Source organism: Hymenobacter sp. BRD67, assembly GCF_013256425.1.
Classification (GTDB): Bacteria; Bacteroidota; Bacteroidia; order Cytophagales; family Hymenobacteraceae; genus Hymenobacter.
Window position 1 is genome coordinate 4114910 of record NZ_CP053904.1, and the last position, 19620, is coordinate 4134529.

Below are 19620 nucleotides of genomic sequence, written 5' to 3' on the forward strand. Positions count from 1 at the left end.
CAAGTTTTTTCCCTACACACATTTTTCTTTTTACCATGCTTCTTTCGTTGTTGCTGCAAGTTGTTAATTCGGTTGGTCTGGCTGTAATGGGTGCCGGCATCGGCGCTGGTCTGGCTATCCTGGGCGCTGGCCTGGGCATTGGCCGCATCGGCGGTAGCGCTATGGAAGCCATCGGCCGTCAGCCGGAGGCTTCGGGCAAAATCCAGACGGCTATGCTTATCGTAGCGGCGCTGGTTGAAGGTGCAGCTTTGTTCGCAGTTGTAGTCTGCCTGCTCATCGCCCTGAAATTGCAGTAATCGCGTCGGTATAGCCCGGCCGGCTGGCTTCCTGTTGCGGAGGCCGGCCGTGCCGGGTTTTCGTTCGGCTGAAACCCGGCTTTGCGCTGTAAAGCAGGCTAAGCCCATGGTTTTGGCAACTTACCTGCCGCTGCCGGATGTTTACTGGTGCGCCTCAGCTGGCTCACCGCCACCCCGATACTTGCTGTCCTTATGTCGCTTATCACCCCGAGTTTGGTTTGCTTTTCTGGCAAACCCTGATTTTCCTTATCCTGCTGGCTTTGCTGGCCAAGTTTGCCTGGAAGCCCATTCTGGGCTCGCTCAAGGAGCGCGAAGACAGTATCGACGAGGCCCTGAAAATGGCCCAGCAGGCAAAGCTGGAAATGCAGAGCCTGAAAGCCGGCAACGAGAAGCTGCTGGCCGATGCCCGCCACGAGCGCGACCAGATGCTGAAAGAAGGCCAGACTATTGCCAACAAGCTCATCGAGCAGGCAAAAACCACGGCTGTTGAAGAAGCCAATCGGATTTCGCAGCAAGCCCGTGAGGCTATTCAGCAGGAAAAAAACCAGGCCCTGGCCGAAGTAAAGAATACGGCTGCTCAGCTGAGCGTCGATATCGCCGAGCGCGTATTGCGCCGCGAGCTGGCTGACCCCGCCGCCCAGCAAAAGCTGGTAGATGAGTACCTGAAAGACGTAAAGCTTAACTAGGCGTTAGCTATCAGTTGTTAGTTGTCAGGCTTTCGCAAGGGGCCGCATCGTCTAACAACTGATAGCCAACGACCGACAACTAACCTACCAATGGCCGACCAACGAGTAGCTGCCCGCTATGCCAAGTCCTTACTTGATTTGGCACAGGAAATGGGCACCCTGGCAACAATGAAGCAGGATATGGACTTGCTGGCCAACACCATGGCCGGCAGCCGTGACCTGCGCCTGCTGCTGCGCAACCCGATTGTAAAGCACGACAAAAAGCTCAGTATCCTCACCGCCATTTTTCAGGGCAAGGTGTCGGATATGCTGATGCGCTTTTTTCAGATTCTGACCAGTAAAAACCGCGAGGCTGCGCTGGAGCACATCGGCACCGAGTTCCGCTCGCAGTACAACGCCCTGCTGGGCGTCCAGGTGGCGGAGGTAACGTCGGCCTCACCGCTTACGCCAGCCACCCGCGCCGAAGTAGAGAAGCTGGTGAAGCAGCAGACGGGCCTGCCCGATGTTTCGCTCACCGAGAAGGTGGACCCCTCGCTGATTGGCGGCTTCGTGCTGCGCGTCGGCGACCGGCAGATTGACGACTCGGTGAAAGGTAATCTGCGCCGCCTGCGTACTTCCCTGACCGACAATACTTATCAACATAGCTTAAACTAACTATTATCATGGCTGAAGTACGCCCGGACGAAGTATCCGCCATCCTGCGGCAGCAGCTGTCCAATTTTAAATCGGCTGCCGAGCTGGAAGAAGTCGGCACCGTGCTCCAGGTCGGCGACGGCGTGGCGCGCATCTACGGCCTCTCGCACGCCCAGTCGGGCGAGTTGATTGAGTTCGAAAATGGCCTGCAAGCGTTGGTGCTTAACCTCGAAGAAGACAACGTAGGGGCCGTAATGCTCGGTGACTACGGCGATATCAAAGAGGGTGCTACCGTACGCCGTACCAACAAGATTGCCGCTATTCAGGTAGGCGAGGGATTGTGGGCCGCGTGGTAAACACGCTGGGCCAGCCCATCGACGGTCGGGGCCCCATTCAGGGCCAGACCTATGAGATGCCCCTGGAGCGTAAGGCGCCGGGCGTAATTTTCCGTCAGCCGGTAACGGAGCCGCTGCAAACCGGCATCAAGGCTATCGACGCTATGATTCCGATTGGCCGTGGCCAGCGCGAGCTGATTATCGGCGACCGCCAGACCGGTAAATCGACCGTAGCTCTTGATGCTATCCTGAACCAGCGCGAGTTTTTTGACCGCGGCGAGCCCGTATTCTGCATCTACGTGGCCATCGGCCAGAAGGCTTCGACGGTAGCGCAGGTGGTGCAGGCCCTGACCAAGGGCGGGGCTATGGACTATACCGTGGTGGTATCGGCTTCGGCCTCGGACCCCGCGCCGATGCAGTTCTACGCCCCCTTTACGGGTGCCGCTATCGGCGAATACTTCCGCGATACGGGCCGTCCGGCGCTGGTAGTGTACGACGACTTGTCGAAGCAGGCCGTAGCCTACCGCGAGGTGTCGCTGCTGCTGCGTCGTCCTCCGGGCCGCGAGGCCTACCCCGGCGACGTCTTCTATCTGCACAGCCGCCTGCTGGAGCGCGCCGCTAAAATCAACGCCTCGGACGAGATTGCGCGCAACATGAACGACCTGCCCGAAAGCCTGAAGCCGCTGGTGAAAGGCGGCGGCTCGCTGACGGCTTTGCCGCTCATCGAAACCCAGGCAGGTGACGTATCGGCGTACATCCCGACCAACGTAATCTCGATTACGGATGGCCAGATTTTCCTCGAAACCAACCTCTTCAACTCGGGCGTACGTCCGGCTATCAACGTAGGTATCTCGGTAAGCCGCGTAGGTGGCAACGCCCAGATTAAGTCGATGAAGAAGGTAGCCGGCACGCTGAAGCTCGACCAGGCGCAGTTCCGCGAGCTGGAAGCCTTCGCTAAGTTCGGCTCCGACCTCGACGCCTCCACCAAGCTCACCATCGAGCGCGGCCGCCGCAACCTGGAGATTCTGAAGCAGCCCCAGTTCTCGCCCGTGAAGGTGGAAGACCAGGTGGCCATCATCTATGCCGCTACCAATGGCTTGCTCGATACCGTCCCGGTCAACCGCGTACGCGAGTTCGAGAAGGAGTTTACGCAGGTAATGAATGCCCGCCACCCCGACGCCCTCAAGGCACTGAAAGCCGGTAAGCTCGATGATTCCGTAACGGGCGCCCTGCGCCAGACGGCCAAAGATGTGGCCGCCGGCTACGCCGCTTAAGCAGTAAATAACAAGCGCCGTTTGTCATAGTGAGCGCAACGAGGTGGTGCGATTGCTGCGCATCACCTCGTTGCGCTCACTATAATAAATGATTCTTTAGCCTTTCGTATAAGTTATGGCCTCTTTAAAAGAAGTTCGCTCGCGCATTCAGTCGGTTTCGAGCACGCAGCAAATTACCAAAGCCATGAAGATGGTGGCGGCGGCTAAGCTGCGCCGGGCCCAGGACAACATCATTCGCATGCGTCCCTACGCCCAGCGGCTTACCAGCATTCTGGCCAACCTGACCCGCACGACGACCGATGAGGTAGTGAGCGAGTACGGCCAGGTGCGCGACGTGCGCCGGGTACTCATTATCGCCATTACCTCTGACCGGGGCCTGGCGGGGGCGTTTAACGCCAACGTATTTAAGGGAGTGAATGCCCTGATTGCGGAGCGTTATGCCAGCCTGCCGCAAAGCAGCATCTCCGTGATGGCTATCGGCAAGAAGGCGCACGACTACTATGGCCGGCGCAGCTTTGCCCGGGTGGGCGACTATACCCACGTCTTTGCCCAGCTCTCGTTCGATACGGTGCGGGCGGCGGCCGAAGCGGCTATGCGCGGCTTTGCCGAAGGCAGCTACGACCAGGTAGTAATGGTATACAACGAGTTCAAAAACGTTGCTACCCAGGTTATTCAGACCGAGCAGCTGCTGCCATTGCTACCGGCCGAAGTGCCTGCTGGCACGCCCGGCACCAGCGCTCTGGAAAATAGCATCGACTATATTTTCGAGCCCAGCAAAGAAGATATTATTCAGACGCTGATTCCGCAGAGCTTGAAAATCCAGCTTTACAAGGCTGTGCTGGAAAGCAATGCCTCAGAGCACGGCGCGCGGATGACGGCGATGGATAAAGCTACTGATAACGCCGGCGAGCTGCTGAAAGCCTTGAAGCTGACCTATAACCGCACCCGCCAGGCCGCCATTACCACCGAGATTCTCGAAATCGTGGGTGGGGCCGAGGCGTTGGCGGCGAGCCGCTAGCTTATGTTCCTTTTTCATAAAAAGACTCGGTCGCTCCTGGCGGCCGGGTTTTTTTTGGTTGTTACCGAGTCGCTGGCCCGGAGGTGTGATTCGGGCTGATGAGCTAAATTAAATAGAATGCTTATTAATATAAATTAAATAACGTAAGAGCTAAGTCCGCTTTAGTAAAATATACTGATTTAGAGCTTTATTTGCGTAGCTTCTACCTGAAGTAGGCTGGCAGGTAGTACCTTTCCTTCTTCCATTTTTACAAGTATAGGCGTGACTCATCTCTACCAAGCAATGCGCTGGAACCGGGCGCTAACCATCGTGCTGGCTATATTGACCGCAGCCCCACTGGCCGCCCCGGCCCAAAGCTTTACCCATGCGCAGGCGGTGGCCCCCGGCAGTGGCAGCAATACCGGCGGCAGTACGGCCCTCGAACTAGCGACCGATGCCGGTGGTAACAGCTACCTCACCGGTTATTTCAGCGGCACAGTACAGTTTGGCGGAAGCACCCTCACCAGCGCGGGCGGCAGCGATATTTTCGTGGCGAAATACGATGGGCCGGCGTGCTGCAATGGGCCACCCGCGCCGGCGGCGCCGGCGATGATACGGCCGTCGGTATTGCAGTGGATGGTGGGGGCAATGCTTACCTGGCGGGCAGCTACTCGGGTGCCTCGGCCACCTTTGGCACCACTACGCTGGCCAATGGCGGCGGGCGTGACGTGGTAGTGGCCAAGCTTAGCACCGCCGGCAGCTGGCAGTGGGCCAGCCGGGTGGGCGGCAGCGGCGACGACTTCGGCCAGAGTATTGCTGTTGACGCCAGCGGCAATGCCTACGTGGCCGCTTACTTCAACAGTTCAAGCCTGGCGGTAGGAGCAAGCACGCTTTACAGTACGTCGCCGGAAAGCGGCTTGGTGGCCCGCTATTCTACTACGGGCACAGCGCAGTGGGCCACCCTGGTTAGCGGCAGCAACTCGGCCTACGCCAATGCCGTGGCGTTGGATACCAGCGGTAATCCCTACCTGCTTGGCGACTTTTCGGGCACGATGACGCTGGGCAGCACCACGCTCACCAGCGCGGGCGGGCAGGATACGTTTGTAACCAAGCTCAGCGCCAGCACCGGGGCATTTCAGTGGGCTAGCCGGGCAGGTGGAGTCAACGACGACTTTGCGCCGGCTGGGTCGGCCATTGTAGTGGATGCCACCGGCAATGCTTACATCACTGGCCGCTCGTACAGCACCTCGGTGGTATTTGGCTCCACGATGCTCCTCAACCCCAATACTAATGGCTCCGTGTACCTGGCCCGGCTAACCAGCATCGGGCATTTAGCTGGGCGCTACGTGCCGGGGGCGATACCCAGGCAAGGGGCGAGGCAGTGGCCCTCGATGGGAAGGGCAATCTCTATACCACGGGCGACTTTAGTGGCTCGGCAGCAACATTCGGTAGTACAACCCTCGCCAGTGCGGGCGGCTCCGATGTGTATGTGGCTAAGCTGACTACCAGCGGTGCTTGGCTGAGTGCAGTGCGGGCTGGCGGGTCACTTGATGACAATGGGTATGGCGTGGGCAGCGACATTACGGGTAACCTCTACGCCACGGGCAGCTACAGCAGCGCCAGCGCGGCGTTCGGCTCTATTGGCCTCTCCAACCCCGGCAGCCCCGGCTATACTACCAGTTTTTTGGCACGCAGCCTGGCCGACCTTGTGGTGAATACCGGCAGCCAGATGAGTACCGGCGTGTACAATAACGTTACCATAACCAGTACGGGCAGTACCACGCTTAGCAGCTTTCTGGTGGCCAATGGCGTATTGACCGTGCAGAGCGGCGGCACCCTGAACAGCAACTGCCAGCCTATTACGGGCGCCGGCAGCTTTGTGCTGGCGGCGGGCGGCACGCTGGGCATTTGCCATGCGCAGGGTATTGCGAGTACCGGGCCAGCGGCGCAGTGCAAGTAACGGGCCCGCGCTCGTTTGCCTCGGATGCCAGCTACGTCTACAACGGTACGGCCGCTCAGGTGACGGGCAATGCCCTGCCTGGCCAGGTCCGTAACCTGCGCACCACTAATGCCAACGATGTAACGCTGACAGCTCCGGTAAGTATTATGCAGGTAGTGGCCGTGGGGAACACGGGCAATCTGGTGCTCAATGGCAATGCGCTTACGCTGCTCTCCGGTAGCGTTGGCACAGCCCTGGCAATAAACAGCAGTTCGGGCGTAGTAAGCGGCAGCACGGCCGTGGTGCAGCGCTACATCGACCCCAGCCTCAACGCTGGTCTGGGCTACCGCCACTATGGTGCGCCGGTCAGCGGCTCAACAGTGGCTGACTTATCTACTGCCGGCTTCATGCCCATTGTCAACTCCCTGTATAACAGCAGCAGCGCGCCGGGCACGACGTTGCCCTTTCCTACAGTCTTTGGCTACAGTGAGAGCAGGGCCACAACTACTACAACCCTCTCAGACTTCGATAGGGGCTGGTACTCGCCCGCCAGCCTGGCTGATGCATTGACGCCGGGCATTGGCTACACGGTAAACATTGGGGCAGCCCAACTCGTGGACTTTACGGGCACGCTCACTACCGGCACCCAAAGCCTGACACTACATCGTAGCAGTAATGCCCTGCCCGCCGCCGCTGGCTGGGCGCTGGTAAGCAATCCCTATCCTGCCCCGCTCGACTACTCGCTGGTGGCGGCGGCCGACCGTGTAGGCTTAGATGCCGCTATCTACGTCTTCAGTAGCACGAGTCAGTATGCAGGCCAGTACCGTGCCTATACCAATGGCATCGGCGGTAACCCTGTGCTACCGGTGGCCCAGGGCTTCTTTGTGCGCGTGAGCACGGGCCAGACAGATGGGGCACTGACCTTTCGCAACAGCCAGCGTATGACGCTGCCGGATGCTACCTCCTTCCAGCGTACTACGGCCGACCCGCGTCCCCTCGTGCAGCTCATGTTGGCCGGGGCTACGGGCCCGGCCGATGTGTTTTACGCCTACGCCGAAGCTGGTGCAACCGCTGCCACCGACGCCCAATATGATGCCATAAAGCTGCCCAACTCTACCGGCCTGAACCTGAGCAGTGTAACTGCCTTGGGCGAGCACCTGGCCATTGATGGCCGCCCGGCCTTTGGCGCCGCTACGTCGCTACCGCTTGCAGTCGGCGTTCCGGCCGCCGGCATCTATACGCTTACAGCCGCTGCCCTGAGTAACCTGCCTGTCGGCCTCGATGCTTACCTCACCGACGCCCAGGCTGGCCAGACTTTGAAATTGAGTGCTGGCACCAGCTACGCCTTTCGGGTGACGGAGGCCCAGGCCACCTCCTTGCTGACCGGGCGCTTCACGCTCCAGTTCAGCCCGCAGGCGGTGCTGGCTACGGTGCCCGTCCTGACGGCCGAGTTGGTAGGCATTTACCCCAACCCTGCCCACGGCCGCTTTACGGTAACGTTGCCGGGCGCAGCGCCGGCCGGCGTAGTACAGGCCGACCTGCTGAACACGCTGGGCCAGGTAGTACTACGCCAGGCCGCCTCCCTGCCTGCTGCCGGCACCCAACTCACGCTGGAAACGGGGAGTTTGCCCGCAGGCGTGTACACGCTGCGCCTGACAACTGGACCTGTCATACTAGCCAAGCGGGTAGTCATATACTAAGTCTGTTGCTTGTCTGCACTTTGCACTTGTTGCGATACAGTAGCCCGCAAAGTTGATGGCAGGGTAGTAGCGCTATAAGGTAGGCAGTCCCAGGCTTACGGTAGCCTCATGCCCACTGCCTTTCCATCGTGCCTGTTGCTCGGGTGGGGATCCTCGCTGCCCGTAGCTGGCAGTGGGGTAAACGTCCCATAAAGCGCCGATTGGGCAGTAAATATATAAAATTTAATATATTAAGACAACTCCTGAAATAGTAGCGATGGTGCTATATGAAATAGACGGAAAGTTTGGCAAATGGTACTCATACCGTTGGTAGTATTCAGCTCAGCAGGACGGATAGCGTGATTTTGCAGACTTCCTAAATAGTTTCCTGAATATGAAAAAAATAATGTTAGAAATTATTATTTGTAGTGCCTAAAAGAGCTGTCAGGCAGGACAGTTGGTGAGGTTTTGCCATGAATAAGCCAGTGGCTAAGAAAAACCTGCCACTCAGCTAGCCAAAGGTCTCTAGCATCTTTATGCTATACCGTTGTATTACGCATGCGCCTTTCTTTGCGGTGAACACCAACACGGAGACGGCCCGCTGATTCCGTGTTACTTACCTTATTCCATATTGTATGACTAAACTTCTTCACTCTGTACTGCGGCAGGGGCGAGGCTGGCTGCCCTTAGTGGCAGGCGTACTGGCCACTCTGCCCCTGGCCAGCCCTACCTGGGCCCACGACCAAGCTGCTCGCCCCACGCGGGCATCGCGAATTAAGCTAGTCCCGAGCCCCCTGACTAGTGTGCTGACAGCCAACGCCCAAAACGTGACGGTGCAGCTAGCGGCTAACGGCACGGCCACGCTGGCCGCCACCAGCGTCAATAATGGCAGCAGCGGGGGCAGCGGTACGCTCACCTACAGTATTCAGAAAATTGTATATGGCCAAGTAGCGGAGGGCGGTACCCTTACACTTACTACGCCCACCGGAGCGCTTTTTACGGCGATACCCTATGCCAGCTATGGTAACTCGTCGGGTAACAACGGTAACTACACCAATACTTGCAATGCAGCCACCAGCAATTCGGTAGTGAGCGGCGCCCTGCTCAACAACAATACGGGTAGTATCCCGGCCAATAATACTACGTTTGGCGACCCCTGCTACGGCACCCCCAAAAACCTGGCAGTGCAGGCGGCCTACTCAGCCGATGCTGCTACGCAACCCTATACCTGCGCCGACGTGGCAGGCCCCAACTACGTGTTGCTGACGGCTAAGGATGGGAACGGTAACACCAGTACCGCCACCGCCCAGGTGACCGTGCTGGCCCCACCTACGGCAACGCTTACCGGCTCGGGAGCGGGCATGGCGGGCCAGACGGCCACGCTAACCGGTAGTAACCTGAACGGTGCTACCGGCCTCACTATCAACGGGGCGGCTACTACCATCACCAGCGCTACGGCCTCGGCTCTTACGTTTCAGGTGCCGGCCGGCGCTACGCCTTCGGGCAGCGCGGTGGTGACGCTGCCCTGCGGGCAGTCGGTGAGCACGGCTTTTACCGTGACGACCAATAATGCGCTGGCTTTTAACAACTTGGCAGGTAACTATGTGAGCCTGCCCAGCACTACCCAAGTGCCCGTGGGCAACAGCGCTTACACCATTGAGGCGTGGATAAAGCCTACCAGCATGGGAGTTTATGGCATTGCGGGGTGGGGGAACTATGGCTCGCAAAGTCAAGTCAACGCTTTGCGACTGGACCCGTCGGGCGTGATATATAATTACTGGTGGAATAACGACCTGGCTGCTAACGTGGGCGACATTAGCGGCAAGTGGCACCACGTAGCGGCTACTTTCGATGGTACCACGCGGCGCATCTATTTGGATGGAGTACTCAAGGCCAGCGATACACCCACCGGCCACAACGTGCCTAATAATAACAACTTGCGTATTGGGTCCACTAATTTCGGCGAATACTTCCCTGGCGGTATTGATGAAGTGCGCATTTACAGCGTGGGCCTGACGCAAGCGCAGGTGCAGAGCGATATGTTCAGTACCAGCTCGGCACTGCCTAACAGCCAGGTTTACTACGCCAACTTCGACCAGGGCGTAGCCGGCGGCAACAACGCGGGCGTAACTACCCTCAGCGACCAGAGCGGCCATGGGAATACCGGCACGCTGATGAACAACTTCAGTCTCACCGGCACTACTTCTAACTGGGTACGCAGCTTCCCGACCATCACGGGCATCACGCCCACCACCGGTGTGCAGGGTACGAGCGTAGCCGTGACGGGCACCAACCTGACCGATGCCACGGGCTTTGCCTTCAACGGCGGGGCGGTAGCTCCCTTCACTACGCCCGGCAGCGATTATTCGGCCACCATCACGGTGCCTGCTACGGCCAGCACCGGCCCGGTGAGCGTTAGCTCGGCTACGCTGACCAGATACAACGGCCCGACCTTCACCTTCACCGGCGACCTGGTGGTGACTACTACCATGCCCATTGCGGCGGGCAGCTACACCTCCATCACGGTAAACAGCCCCGGCGTAGGTACGCTGGCCGGCAATGTAACGGTCAGCGGCAGCACCACGGTAAACACGGGCGGTACGCTCAACGACGGCTGCGCCGTACTGAGTGGAGCCGGCACCTTTACGCTGGCAGCCGGCGGTACGCTTGGCATCTGCTCGGCCCAGGGTATCAGCAGCAGCGGCGGTACCGGTTCTATCCAGAACACGGGGGCCCGCTCGTTCTCGACCGATGCCAGCTACGTGTACAACGGCACGGCCGCCCAAAGCACCGGCAACGGCCTGCCCAACCAGGTGCGCAACCTGACGACGACCAATGCCAACACCGTTAGCCTGACCAGCGCCACCAGCGTAGCGCAGGCGCTAACGGTAGGCGGCAGCGGCAACCTGGACACCAACTCGGGCTTCTTCGGTAGTGCTGTGCCGCTGACCCTGCTGAGCACTGCTAGTGGTACGGCCCTGGTAGTAAACTCGGGCACAGGCGCGGTAACGGGCGGGGGCTTCACGATGCAGCGCTACATCGACCCCAGCCTGAATGCCGGGCCGGCTACCGCCACTACAGCGCCCCGGTGAGCAACACGACGCTGGCCGACCTGACCACTGCGGGCTACACCCCGGAAATCAGCCAGGCTAGCGTGTATAACAGCTCGGCCACGCCGGGCACGACTACGCCCTTCCCCACCTTGTTTAGCTACGACCAAAGCCGGCTGGCGAGCGTTACCAACAACTACTCGGCCTTTGATAAAGGCTTCGTGGTGCCCACCAGCCTGAGCGCCCCTATGAGCGTAGGCAAAGGCTACGTGGCGCAGATTGGCGCCGCGCAGCTCGTGGACTTCGTGGGTACCCCCACTACGGGCGACCAAAGCCCGCTGGCCCTGAGCCGCAATGCCACGGGCTCGGCCAACGCTACCGACGCGGGCTGGCAGCTGGTAGGTAACCCGTACCCCGCTCCGCTCGATTACTCGCTGGTAGCGCCCGCCGACCGCTCAGGGCTGGACGCGGCCATGTACGTAGTGCAGAGCACCGGCCCTTATGCCGGCGGCTATCGCACGTATGTGAACGGGCAGAGCACCTCGACTACTAATAACCCGCTGATTGGCAGTAGCCAGGGCTTCTGGGTGCGGGTGAGTACGGGCCAGACTACGGGCTCGCTCACCTTCCGCAACGCCCAGCGCGTGACGAGCTACGCTAGTCAGGCGGCCTTTCAGCGCACCGCGGCCGATACCCGCCCGGCCCTGCGCCTGGAGCTGGCCGGCGCTGGCCTGGCCGATGCCTGGGTGGCCTATGTCGAGGCCGGCGCCACGCCAAGCTTTGATAGCCAGTACGACGCGGCCAAGCTGGCTAACTCGACGGGGCTGAACCTGAGCAGCACCACGACCAGCGGCGAACGCCTGGCCATCGACGGACGCCCCGCCTTTACGTCGGGCCTGGTGCTGCCGCTGGCGGTTGGCGTGCCGGCAGCCGGTAGCTACACCCTCACAGCCGCTGCTTTCAGCAACCTGCCTGCCGGGCTCGATGCGTACCTGACCGATAGCCAAAACGGCCAGACGCTGAAGCTGAGCGTAGGTACTAGCTATAACTTCGCCGTTTCGGCGACTCAGGCTACGAGCTTGCTGACCGGCCGCTTTAGCCTGCGCTTCGGTCCGCAGACGGCCCTGGCCACGCTGCCGGAGCTCACGGCTACCTCTGTAGCGGTGTATCCAAACCCGGCCCATGGCCGCTTTTCGGTGGAAGTGCCGGGCATAGCGCAGGCTGCCTCGGTGCAGGTCGAGCTGCTCAATACGCTGGGCCAGGTAGTCGGACGCCAGACGGCCGCGCTACCGGCGGCCGGCACCACGCTCACCGTGGAGACGACCGGCTTGGCGGCCGGGGTGTACACCCTGCGTCTGCAAGCCGGCACCAGCACACTGGCCAAGCGTGTAGTTATTCAATAGCTTTTCTTTCCTCGCAGGCCGGCCCTGTGCGTGGGGCCGGCCCTAATCTTCTCTTTTATGAAACTACTGCTAACAATGGCCCTGCTGCTCGCGCTCACGGGCCTGGCTCAGGCGCAGGCGCCGGGCTCGACCGGGCCCACGCCGCAGGCCGTGACGTCCGTACCCCTGGATGGCGGCGCCTCGCTGCTGCTGGCCTCAGGCGTGGCCTACGGTCTCAAGCGCCTGCGCCAGCGCCGCCAGCGCTAAGAACCGGCATAATATAAATTAAGCGCTATGTTTAAAGCCTCCGCTGCCACCCGACAGCGGAGGCTTTTTCATGGCAGCGCGCCCCTAAAGGCATCGCGCGCCCGTTACCGCTTTGGTGCGCCATTCGCTCGTTGCAGCTGGTTTGTAAGTAAGCCAAACCGCATTGCCAGCACGGCTCATTCTCGCATTTTTATGCGATACCTGCTGTTGTGTGTAGCTAGCGTCGTACTTTGCAGATAGATTGCTAAAATGGCTGTCTATCAGTTTTATTGCTTTCTCACTTTCCACTTTTCTCATTCAGTATGACGAACATCTTCTCACTGGCTCATTACACGAGGTGGGCCGCCCTCCCCCTGGCAGCACTGGGACTGCTGCTGGCCACGGCCGGCGCGGCCCAGGCCCAAACTACCACCAACTTTGCCTATACCGGTGGCACCCAGACCTACACCGTGCCGACGGGCATTACTAAGCTCAACGTAGTCGCCACTGGCGGCGGTGGCGGTGGTAACCGCGGCAACAACAAGGGCGGACTGGGCGCCATTGTGCAGGCCACCGTGACTGTAGTGCCCGGCGAGGTGCTCACCGTGGTAGTGGGCGGCCGGGGGCCGATAGCAACAACAACGGCAGCAGCTCCGTGGGCGGGCGGGTGGCTATAACGGCGGCGGCAATGGTGCCTACACCGGCGGCGGCGGCGGCGGGGCCACTGACCTGCGCCGGCTGGCTGCCAACGGCAACACCGGCGACTACCTCACTAGCCGCAACGCGCTGCTGGTGGCGGGCGGCGGCGGCGCTGGAGACGCCGGCCCCGCCGGTGGGGCCGGCGGCACGCCCACCGGCGGTAACGGCGTGAGCGGGCAGGGCGGCGGGGCCGGCCTGGGTGCCACCACCACCGCCCTCGGGGCGGCTACCCCGGCTCGAACGGCACGGGGGCAACGGCAACCCCAGCAACTTCAACGCGGCGGGTGGCGGCGGCTACTACGGCGGCGGCGGGGCGGCAATTTTAACCCCGGTCTCAACGGCGGGGCGGCGGCTCGTCGTACGTGCTGCCCACGGGTAGCAGCAACGTTACCTACACCCTGGCCGGGGGCCTGGCCAACGGGCGCTGGCCATTACGACCGTGCCCCCACCCACCAACAACGCCCTGGCTTTTGATGGCAACGACGATTATGTGGCCCTGGGCAGCCCGGCCAGCCTCAGCAACCTGGGGGTGAGCGGCTGCACGCTGGAAACGTGGGTCAACCTCAACTCGACCGGCGTCGTGAACTCGCTGATTCGCAAAGACGGCGACTACACGCTGGCCGTCCTCAACGGCACGCCGTACGTGGAGGTCTGGAACCAAGGCACCGGCAGCTCGGCCCGCACCTATGTGTCGGGCACCACCAACCTAACGGCCGGCCGCTGGCAACACCTGGCCGCCACCTGGAACGGCACCACCCTGCGCCTGTACCTGGACGGGGTAGACGTGTCTGGCACGCAAGCGGCCTCGCCGGTAACAGCCAGCAGCCAGCTCCAGTTGGGCCGCTCGGTCAACTACAACCAGCCGCTAGGTGGCCAGCTCGACGAGTTGCGCATCTATAACGTGGCCCTCACCCAGGCACAAGTGCAGGCCGACCAGTTCAGCACAACCGCAGCCGTGCCAGCCAGCCAGAAATATTACGCCAACTTCGACCAGGGCGCGGCCGGCGGCAACAACGCGGGCATTACGAGCCTGACCGACCAGAGCGGCAACGGCAACACGGGTACGCTGAATAACTTTGCCCTTACCGGTACCACCAGCAACTTCGTGCGCAGCTTCCCCACTATCACCGGCATCGCACCCGCCACGGGCGGCATTGGCACGAGCGTGGCCCTCACGGGCACCAACCTGACCGATGCTGCAGGCTTTGCCTTCAACGGCACCAGCACCACGGGCTTTGCTACGCCCACCAGCGACCTGACGGCCACGGTGACCGTGCCCACGGGCGCGACAACCGGGCCGGTAAGCGTGGCCTCAGCCACGCTAGCGAAGTATAACGGCCCCACTTTCACCGTGACGTATCCCGACCTGGTAGTAAGCACTTTCATGCAGCTCACGCCGGGTATCTACAACAATGTAACTATCACCAACGGCGGGGGCGGCTACTTTAGCGCCGCCGGCCAGTTGTTTCAGGTTATGGGCAAGATGGTGGTGCAGCCAGGTGGCTTCTTCAGCGGTAATGGTACCCTCGTGACTGGTCCCGGCTCGTTTGCGCTCAGCCGCCGGGCTGAGATGAATGTGACAACAGCCACCGGCCTCAGCACCAGCGGGCCCACGGGCGATATTCAGGTAACGGGCACGCGCTACTTCTCGCCCGATGCGACCTACAACTACTCAAGCTACAACAGCTCGGCCCAGATAACGGGCTCTGGCCTGCCCGCCCGCGTAAATACGTTTCGCAACTACAACCAGAACTCGGTAACATTTACTAATTCGCTGGCTATCCGCAACGTGCTTGTCTACTACAATGGCACGCCGCCCACGCGGCCGGCCGGTATCACATTGACCCTGCTCTCGGACCAGGACAGCACGGCCAGCATTCAGTATGCGGGCACGGCCTACCCCGGCTCGTACATCGTGCAGCGCTACGTGAGCGGCGACCTCAACCCCGGCGCGGGCTACCGCCAGGTGAGCGCCCCGGTGGCCGGCCCTATGGTGAGCGACTTGGCCACTGCAGCCTTTACGCCGGTAGTGAACCCGGCTTACAACACCTCGGCCACGCCGGGCACCACTACGCCTTTCCCCACGGTATACGGCTATGACGAAACCCGCCTGGCCACGACAACCAACAACCTGAGTGCGTTTGATAAGGGTTTCTTCTCGCCCGCTGCCCTCAGCACGGTCTTGGCCGACGGCCGGGCTACACCGTAGAGATGCCCGCCAGCCAAACATTTACCTTCACGGGTACCGTCCGCTCGGGCGCCGTATCCGTGGCTCTCACACGGGGCACCGATGCCGGTGCCGGCTGGGCGCTGGTAGGTAACCCCTTCGTGGCCAGCTTCGACCTGTCCTCGCTGGCCGGCACCACGGGCGTAGATGATGCCAAGTACGTAGAGCAAAGCAGCGGCCCCTACACCGGCAGCTACCGCAGCTACGTCAATGGCGTCGGCAACAAGCTCGTGGCCCTGGGCCAGGGCTTCTTCACGCGGGTATCGGCAGGTAGCAGCACGGCTACGCTCACCATGAACAGCAGCAGCACCGTGCTCAGCGACAACACGAAGCTGTACCGCACCACGGCCGATGCGCGCCCGCAGGTGCAGCTCGACCTGACTGGCAACGGCGCAGCCGACACGTTCAGCACGTATGCTGAAGTTGGCGCCACTTCGGGCTTCGACAGTAAGTACGACGCGGCCAAGCTGCCTAACCCGACGGGCCTGAACCTGGCTAGCGTGGCGGCCTCGGGCGAAAGCCTGGCCATCGACGGGCGGGGGGCCTTCACGGCAGCCACGGTGCTGGCGCTGAACGTGGGGGTGCCGGCGGCCGGCACCTACACGCTCATGGCTACTTCGCTAAGCAACCTGCCCGCTGGGCTGACGGCCTACCTCACCGATGCCCAGACGGGGCAGACCACCCAGCTAAGCCCGGGCGGGAGCTACAGCTTTAGCGTGACAGCCGCCCAGGCCACCAGCTTGCTGGTGGGGCGCTTCAGCCTGCGCTTCAGCCCGCAGACGGCCCTGGCTACGGTGCCGGTGCTCACGGCCGAGCTGGTGAGCGTGTACCCCAACCCGGCGCACGGCTCATTTGCCGTGCTGGTGCCGGGCGTGGCGCAGGCTGCTTCGGTGCAGGTCGAGCTGCTCAATACGTTGGGCCAGGTGGTGCGCCGGCAGTCGGCCGCGCTGCCGGCGGCCGGCACCACGCTCACGGTGGACGCGGCTGAGCTAGCCGCCGGGGTGTACACGCTGCGCCTCACGGCTGGGGCCACCACGACGACCAAGCGCGTGGTGCTTAACTAGCAAGTGTCTGTTCTTACTATTAACTAAGTAACTATATTTTCTAATGAAACAGTTGATGAAACAAGCTGGGCTGCTAGTAGCCCTGTGGGCCTGGCCGCAGGCCTGGCCCAGGCCCAGGCGCCGGGCTCGGGTGGCCCGGCGCCTCAGGACCCCACCGCTGTGCCCCTGGATGGGGGCGCGTCTTTGCTGCTGGCCTCAGGCGTGGCCTACGGCCTCAAGCGCCTGCGCCAGCGCCGCCAGCGCTAAGGCAAGCCAAGTGCTCCGCCTGTCAAGCCCCCGCTGCCACCTGGCAGCGGGGCTTTTGTGTGCCAGCGGCGGTACTTTTGAGGCACTCATGCGTTATTTCATTCATCTGGCCTACGACGGCACGGCCTACAGCGGCTGGCAGGTGCAGCCCGGCGTACCCACCGTGCAGGAAGCCATCAACACCGCTTTAAGCAACGTGCTGCGCCAGCCCGTGCGCACGCAGGGCAGCGGGCGCACCGATGCCGGGGTGCACGCCAGCCACCAGGTAGCTCATTTCGAGGCCGACTTTCCGCCCGAGATGACGCTCGACCTGCTGCGCTACCGCCTCAACCGCGCCCTGCCGCCCGATGTGCAGGTGTTTCGCATTCATGAGGTCGACGAGCGGGCCAACGCCCGTTTCTCGGCGGAAGCCCGTACTTACGAGTACTTCGTGCGCCTGCGCCCCGACCCCTTCCGGCGCGACCAGGCGCTGTACCTCGACCGGGGCCGGCCCGACGTGGCCGCCATGAACGCGGCTGCCGCATTCATGGTAGGCCAGTTTGACTTCACGGCTTTCTCCAAAGTAAAGGGGGCCGAAACCCACTATATCTGCTGCCTCTACGAGGCTGGCTGGCACGAAACGCCTGAAGGTCTGGTGTTTCGCATCCGGGCCAACCGCTTTGTGCGGGGCATGGTGCGGCTCGTGGTAGGTACGCTGCTCGACGTGGGCCGGGGCAAGCTCACGCCGCCGGAGTTTCAGCAGGTGCTGCACCGGCAGCAGCGCATAGCCGCCAGCGGGGCCGCGCCGGCTAAAGGGTTGTATCTGAGCAAAGTAGAGTATCCAGCCGGAGTAGTGCCCGCCGTAGATGTGCAAGACCAGGCCTGATTGCGGGCACAAAATAGCTTGTTAGGTTCCAGTCGCTGAAGAGACAGTACAAAATAGTCTAAACCAAACGCTGTCGGCCGGGTCAGCTCAAGCAGGTGAAAGCCGAAGCCAAGCGGCTTTTTTGCCGCCACGCAACGAACCTGACCGACCTTTGTTAGCAAGCTACTTCTATGGACCCTACCTCTGCTACCAAAACCGGCCAGGTATTCGACTGGCAGGTGCTGCGCCGCCTGCTGGCCTACGTGATGCCTTACCGGGGCACATTTATCAGTCTTATTATCCTCACCGTGGCCACGGCCGTGCTGGGCACGGTGCGCCCCGCCCTCATCCAGCGCATGGTCGATGTGGACATTACCAACAACGACTGGGCCGGCCTCAACCGCTCCACGCTGTGGCTGCTCGGGCTGCTGCTGGTGCATACGCTGGTGAGCTACCTCCAGACCTACTACGGCGGCTGGCTGGGCCAGTACATTGTGCGCGATATCCGGGCCGACCTCTACCGCCACCTACTCAGCCTCAAGCTCAGCTTCTTCGACCGCACGCCCATCGGCGTGCTCGTGACCCGTAATATCTCCGATGTCGAAACCCTGGCCGACGTGTTCAGCGAGGGCCTGGCCGCTATGATGGGCGACCTGCTCCAGATTGTCTTTCTAATGATTTTCATGTTCTGGACCAACTGGCAGCTGGCGCTCATCAGCCTCTCGGTTATTCCCCCGCTCCTTTTTAGCACCTACGTTTTTAAGGAGAAAGTCAAAGGCAGCTTCCAGGAGGTGCGCAACGCCGTGGCCAAGCTCAACTCGTTTGTGCAGGAGCATCTTACGGGCATGAACGTGGTCCAAATCTTCAACAATGAAGACCGCGAGTACCGCAAGTTTGAGGCAATAAACCAGGAGCACACGCGGGCAAATATTAAATCTGTTCTATATTATAGCATCTACTTCCCGGTGGCTGAGGTGTTAGGCGCTATTGGCGTGGGCCTGCTGGTGTGGTACGCGGCCCAGGGCCAGATTGAGGGGAGCATCTCAAAGGGTGCACTCATCGCTTTTATCATGTATAATGCGCTGTTTTTCCGGCCCATCCGCCAGATTGCCGACCGCTTCAATACCCTCCAGCTGGGCCTGGTGAGCACCGAGCGCCTGCTCAAGCTGCTCGACAGCAAAGACCTGGTAGCTACTTCCGGTACCGCGCCGGTGCCCCAGCTGCAAGGCGAAGTGGAGTTCGACCACGTCTGGTTTGCCTACAACCAGCAGGAAGGCGAAGCTGATGAGCCCGAATGGGTGCTCAAGGATATCAGCTTCCACGTAAAGCCCGGCCAAACGGTGGCCTTCGTGGGCGCTACCGGCGCGGGCAAAACCAGCATCATCAATCTTTTATCGCGTTTTTACGATATTCAACAGGGCCACATTCGGGTTGATGGCCACGACCTGCGCGAGTACGACCTTAGCCAGCTGCGCCGCCAGATTGGCGTGGTGTTGCAGGATGTCTTTCTGTTTGCCGGCTCTATCCGCGACAATATTACCCTGGGCAACCGCCAGATAAGCGACACGCAGATTTGGGAAGCCGCCGCGCTGGTCGGGGCCGAGCGCTTTATCGGCCGCCTGCCCGGCGGCCTCAACTACCCCGTGATGGAGCGCGGCGCTACGCTCTCGGTGGGCCAGCGCCAGCTCATCAGCTTCGTGCGGGCGCTGGTGTACCAGCCCCGCGTGATTGTGCTCGACGAGGCCACTTCCTCCGTCGATTCGGAGACGGAAGAGCTCATTCAGCACGCCATCGACAAGCTCATGGAAGGCCGCACCTCGCTCGTTATTGCCCACCGCCTCAGCACCATCCAGAAGGCCGACCGCATCATCGTGCTCGACCGCGGTGAAATCAAGGAAACCGGCACCCACGACGAGCTGCTGCGCCTCGGCGGCTACTACGCCCAGCTCTACCGCATGCAGTATAAAGGCGCGGAGGTCAATGGTTAATGGCTAGCAGCCAGGCGGTTTCTTAGCTTGCTTAA

General features: G+C 61.3%; 17 protein-coding genes and 1 pseudogene. All 18 read left to right on the plus strand.

Annotated elements, in window-relative coordinates:
- Positions 1-35 precede the first annotated feature (35 nt).
- Positions 36-296: an ATP synthase F0 subunit C gene (gene atpE, locus GKZ67_RS19240; RefSeq protein ID WP_151086975.1), complete on the plus strand. Its 261-nt coding sequence runs from the start codon at positions 36-38 to the stop codon at positions 294-296.
- A 137-nt stretch (positions 297-433) separates the two neighbouring features.
- On the plus strand, positions 434-982 hold the full coding sequence (locus tag GKZ67_RS19245; RefSeq protein ID WP_173245702.1) for a F0F1 ATP synthase subunit B: 549 nt from the start codon (positions 434-436) through the stop codon (positions 980-982).
- Positions 983-1072: 90 nt separating this feature from the next.
- Positions 1073-1636, plus strand: a complete 564-nt coding sequence (atpH, locus tag GKZ67_RS19250) for an ATP synthase F1 subunit delta (protein WP_173245705.1) — start codon at positions 1073-1075, stop codon at positions 1634-1636.
- A gap of 8 nt (positions 1637-1644) precedes the next feature.
- Positions 1645-3224: pseudogene (atpA, locus tag GKZ67_RS19255) on the plus strand (F0F1 ATP synthase subunit alpha).
- A gap of 115 nt (positions 3225-3339) precedes the next feature.
- Entirely contained in the window at positions 3340-4242 is a 903-nt protein-coding gene (atpG, locus tag GKZ67_RS19260; RefSeq protein ID WP_173245708.1) for an ATP synthase F1 subunit gamma, read from the plus strand.
- 551 nt (positions 4243-4793) lie between these two features.
- Positions 4794-5723: an SBBP repeat-containing protein gene (locus GKZ67_RS19265; RefSeq protein WP_173245711.1), complete on the plus strand. Its 930-nt coding sequence runs from the start codon at positions 4794-4796 to the stop codon at positions 5721-5723.
- A complete protein-coding gene (locus tag GKZ67_RS19270) occupies positions 5711-6181 on the plus strand; it encodes a hypothetical protein (RefSeq protein WP_173245714.1) in 471 nt (156 codons plus the stop codon). Before GKZ67_RS19265 ends, GKZ67_RS19270 begins: the two co-directional genes overlap by 13 nt.
- On the plus strand, positions 6172-7860 hold the full coding sequence (locus tag GKZ67_RS19275; protein ID WP_173245717.1) for a T9SS type A sorting domain-containing protein: 1689 nt from the start codon (positions 6172-6174) through the stop codon (positions 7858-7860). The genes GKZ67_RS19270 and GKZ67_RS19275 overlap by 10 nt, the downstream gene beginning before the upstream one ends.
- Before the next feature lie 614 nt (positions 7861-8474).
- Positions 8475-10931, plus strand: coding sequence for a LamG-like jellyroll fold domain-containing protein (locus GKZ67_RS19280; RefSeq protein ID WP_173245721.1), 2457 nt, complete (start codon positions 8475-8477; stop codon positions 10929-10931).
- Entirely contained in the window at positions 10928-12292 is a 1365-nt protein-coding gene (locus GKZ67_RS19285) for a T9SS type A sorting domain-containing protein (protein WP_173245724.1), read from the plus strand. The genes GKZ67_RS19280 and GKZ67_RS19285 overlap by 4 nt, the downstream gene beginning before the upstream one ends.
- Positions 12293-12349: 57 nt before the next feature.
- Complete coding sequence (locus GKZ67_RS19290; RefSeq protein WP_173245726.1) at positions 12350-12538, plus strand: PID-CTERM protein-sorting domain-containing protein; 189 nt, start codon at positions 12350-12352, stop codon at positions 12536-12538.
- A 302-nt stretch (positions 12539-12840) separates the two neighbouring features.
- On the plus strand, positions 12841-13194 hold the full coding sequence (locus GKZ67_RS19295) for a hypothetical protein (protein WP_173245729.1): 354 nt from the start codon (positions 12841-12843) through the stop codon (positions 13192-13194).
- A gap of 115 nt (positions 13195-13309) precedes the next feature.
- On the plus strand, positions 13310-13690 hold the full coding sequence (locus tag GKZ67_RS19300; protein WP_410505029.1) for a hypothetical protein: 381 nt from the start codon (positions 13310-13312) through the stop codon (positions 13688-13690).
- Complete coding sequence (locus GKZ67_RS19305) at positions 13656-15425, plus strand: LamG domain-containing protein (protein ID WP_173245732.1); 1770 nt, start codon at positions 13656-13658, stop codon at positions 15423-15425. The genes GKZ67_RS19300 and GKZ67_RS19305 overlap by 35 nt, the downstream gene beginning before the upstream one ends.
- Before the next feature lie 2 nt (positions 15426-15427).
- The gene (locus GKZ67_RS19310) at positions 15428-16507 is read left to right on the plus strand and encodes a T9SS type A sorting domain-containing protein (protein ID WP_173245735.1); all 1080 of its coding nucleotides are present in this window, start codon (positions 15428-15430) and stop codon (positions 16505-16507) included.
- A gap of 84 nt (positions 16508-16591) precedes the next feature.
- Positions 16592-16753 carry a PID-CTERM protein-sorting domain-containing protein gene (locus tag GKZ67_RS19315; RefSeq protein WP_173245738.1) on the plus strand — a complete coding sequence of 54 codons (162 nt, stop codon included), beginning with the start codon at positions 16592-16594 and terminating at the stop codon, positions 16751-16753.
- An 88-nt stretch (positions 16754-16841) separates the two neighbouring features.
- Positions 16842-17618, plus strand: coding sequence for a tRNA pseudouridine(38-40) synthase TruA (truA, locus tag GKZ67_RS19320; RefSeq protein WP_173245741.1), 777 nt, complete (start codon positions 16842-16844; stop codon positions 17616-17618).
- Between the two features lie 170 nt (positions 17619-17788).
- Complete coding sequence (locus GKZ67_RS19325; protein WP_173245744.1) at positions 17789-19585, plus strand: ABC transporter ATP-binding protein; 1797 nt, start codon at positions 17789-17791, stop codon at positions 19583-19585.
- The last annotated feature ends 35 nt before the right edge of the window (positions 19586-19620 follow it).

What these genes read in the sequence shown, in the direction of transcription:
- atpE (WP_151086975.1), top strand. Translation starts at nt 36, where the DNA reads ATGCTTCTTTCGTTGTTGCTGCAAGTTGTTAATTCGGTTGGTCTGGCT.
- GKZ67_RS19245 (WP_173245702.1), top strand. Translation starts at nt 434, where the DNA reads ATGTTTACTGGTGCGCCTCAGCTGGCTCACCGCCACCCCGATACTTGC.
- atpH (WP_173245705.1), top strand. Translation starts at nt 1,073, where the DNA reads ATGGCCGACCAACGAGTAGCTGCCCGCTATGCCAAGTCCTTACTTGAT.
- atpG (WP_173245708.1), top strand. Translation starts at nt 3,340, where the DNA reads ATGGCCTCTTTAAAAGAAGTTCGCTCGCGCATTCAGTCGGTTTCGAGC.
- GKZ67_RS19280 (WP_173245721.1), top strand. Translation starts at nt 8,475, where the DNA reads ATGACTAAACTTCTTCACTCTGTACTGCGGCAGGGGCGAGGCTGGCTG.
- GKZ67_RS19290 (WP_173245726.1), top strand. Translation starts at nt 12,350, where the DNA reads ATGAAACTACTGCTAACAATGGCCCTGCTGCTCGCGCTCACGGGCCTG.
- GKZ67_RS19295 (WP_173245729.1), top strand. Translation starts at nt 12,841, where the DNA reads ATGACGAACATCTTCTCACTGGCTCATTACACGAGGTGGGCCGCCCTC.
- GKZ67_RS19310 (WP_173245735.1), top strand. Translation starts at nt 15,428, where the DNA reads ATGCCCGCCAGCCAAACATTTACCTTCACGGGTACCGTCCGCTCGGGC.
- truA (WP_173245741.1), top strand. Translation starts at nt 16,842, where the DNA reads ATGCGTTATTTCATTCATCTGGCCTACGACGGCACGGCCTACAGCGGC.
- GKZ67_RS19325 (WP_173245744.1), top strand. Translation starts at nt 17,789, where the DNA reads ATGGACCCTACCTCTGCTACCAAAACCGGCCAGGTATTCGACTGGCAG.